Source organism: Streptomyces sp. NRRL B-24572 (genome assembly GCF_002156145.1).
Lineage (GTDB): Bacteria > Actinomycetota > Actinomycetes > Streptomycetales > Streptomycetaceae > Streptomyces > Streptomyces vietnamensis.
In genome coordinates, this window is the sequence record NZ_MWIG01001137.1 from 1 (window position 1) to 2587 (window position 2587).

Below are 2587 nucleotides of genomic sequence, written 5' to 3' on the forward strand. Positions count from 1 at the left end.
AGCAGCACGACGGTCGGCCGTCACCCGGCCGACCGTCGTGCTGCTGCACGGCGCGCCCGGATCCGGCCGTACCGCGCTCGCCGTGCGGGCCGCCCACACGCTGCGCGACCAGTTCCGCGGGGCCTGCGTGGTGGACCTGCGGGGCGGCGTCGCCGGCGCGGACAAGGCCGGCTGGGCCGAGCGGCCCGTCGCGACCCGGGACGCCCTGCTGCACCTCCTCAACCGGCTCGGCGCCCCGCGCGACCGGCTCCTCTTCCGCGAGGGCGCCTCGGCCGGGCAACAGGTGCAGCGGCTCTCGGAGTTGTACCAGCGGCAGTTGAGCGGGGTGCCCGTGGTGCTCATCCTCGACGATGCCGCCGATGCCGCCCAGGTGCGGGCCCTGCTGCCGGAGCGTTCCGACAGTCTCGTCCTCGTGACCTGCAGGGAGCCGCTCGACCTCGGCGGAGACGTACCGGCCGAGGTGCACGCCCTGCCCGTCGCCGCGCTCGATGCGGCCGGTGCCGAGGAGTTGCTGCGCGCGACGGCCGGTGCGCCCGACCCCGGCCCGTACGACGCGGAGGCGTTCGAGCGGATACGGGAACTGTGCGGCGGTCTGCCGCTGGCGCTGCGGGTCGTGGGCTCCCTGCTCGGGCGCCGCTCCATGGACGAGGTGGGCCATGTCCTCGCCCGGCCCGGCTGGGGCGACGATCCCGTCGAACGCGCCCTGTCCGTACGGTACTTCCTCGACTTCGACGAGGACTCCCGGCAGCTGCTCCGGCGGCTCGCGCTGGCCGGGCGGGCCTCGCTCGGCGCGGCCGCGGCCGCCGCCCTGCTCGGCGGGAGCGGTCCCGAGGCGGCCCGGCGGCTGCGGGAGCTGTCCGGGGCCGGGCTGCTCGACCACGTGCGCGGGGAGCGGTACCGGCTGCACGACGTGGTGCGCGGCTTCGCGGGCGCCCGGCTCCTCGACGAGGAGGAGGCGGCCGAGGTCGCGGCGGCGCAGGAGCGGCTCATCCGCAACCACGCGGAGCTCGCAGACGCGGTGATCCGGATGGTCGACGGCAAGATGTCGACCCGTGCCGACCGCTTCGACGGGCACGGCTTCGGCTCCCTGGAGGCCGCGCTCGGCTGGCTCGACGAGGAGTCCAGCTTCATCACGGCGGCCCTGCGGCACGCGGAGGGCGTCGACCAGGAGACCGTGCTCGGCCTGCTCAGCGCGCTCTGCGACTACTGCCTGCTGCGCGGCGACCTCTACCGGCTCGGCGAGATCAACGAGCTGGCCGAGTCCGTCGGCCAGGGGCTCCTCACGCGCTCGGTGCGGTGGCGGACGGGTATCGCGGCCCGGCAGCTCGGCGAGCTCGACAAGGCCCGCACGACGCTGACCTCGGTCGTCTCCCAGTACCAGGAGGCCCACCAGGACGCGGGGGCCGCGCTCGCGCTCTGCTCGCTCGGGATCACCCTGCACCACCAGGGGCGGCTCACGGAGGCCGCGGCGCGCCTTCGGGAGGCGCTCGCGCTCCAGGAGCCGGAGTCGCTGGCCGCCGACCGGGGCTGGACGCTGCACGCGCTCGCCGCGGTGGAGCGGGACCGGGGCGATCTGGCCGAGGCGACGGCGCTGCTCGACCGGTCGCTCGCCCTGCACCGGGAGCACGAGTCGCTGCACGGCGAGGCCTGGGCACACTTCCAGCGCGGGCAGGTGCTGCTGCTCCGGGGCGACACGGCGGGCGCGGAGGGTGGGCTGCGGCGCGCCCTGGAGACGTACGGCCGCGTCCACGACGGGCGCGGCGAGGCCTGGGCGCTGACCCAGCTGGCCCGGGCGCGGCTGGCCGCCGGGGAGGCGGAGCCGGCGGTGGAGGAGCTGCGCGGGGCGCTCGCGCGGCACCGGGAGCAGGAGGACGCGCGCGGCGAGGCGTGGACGCTGTACTACCTGGGGCAGGCCCTGGAGGAGCGCGGCGACCGGGACGCGGCGATACGGGAGCTGGGGCGGGCGCGGTCGATGTTCTCGCGGATGCGGGACCTGTACGGGCTCGCCTGCGCCCGGCACCACCTGGGGCGGGTCACCCGGGACCAGCAGGGGGCGCGGGCCGGCAACCTGCGCAACTCGGGCTTCGCCCGGCAGCTGCTCGTGGACGCGCGGGCGGACTTCCGGCGGATCGGGGTCGCGCACGGGGAGGCCTGGGCCGGTCTGGAACTCGCGATCGTCGACGCCGGCAACGGGCGGGTCCCGCAGGCGCTCGCGCTGTGCGAGGAGGCGCGCGGGCTCTTCGAGGCGTACGGGGACCGGCGGGGCGCGGACTGGGCCCGCCTGCTGCGCTGCGGGCTGCTGCCGCACGCGGCGCCGGGCACTCCGGAGCCGGGGACGGCGTCGGCGCGCGAGGAGCTCGCGGCGCTCGTCGCGGACCGGCATCCGGCCCGCGACCCGCGGGTCGACGACTGCGCCGAGGCCTACGGTCTGCTCCTGGACCGGGGCATCGCCCCGGCGACCCCCTGGCAGGCCTGGGACCTGGGCCTGGTCCCGTCCCGCCCGGCCCGGGAGGTCCTGGGGGTGCCGGACGCGGGCTGAACGGCGCGCCCCGCCCGTTGTGGGCATGCGTTCCGCCGGGGCGGAACG

At 77.3% G+C, this 2587-nt stretch carries 1 protein-coding gene; it reads left to right on the forward strand.

Annotated elements, in window-relative coordinates:
* A partial coding sequence (locus tag CCN56_RS40855) for a tetratricopeptide repeat protein (protein ID WP_107484327.1) occupies positions 1-2539 on the forward strand: 2539 nt, incomplete at its 5' end.
* Positions 2540-2587 lie beyond the last annotated feature (48 nt).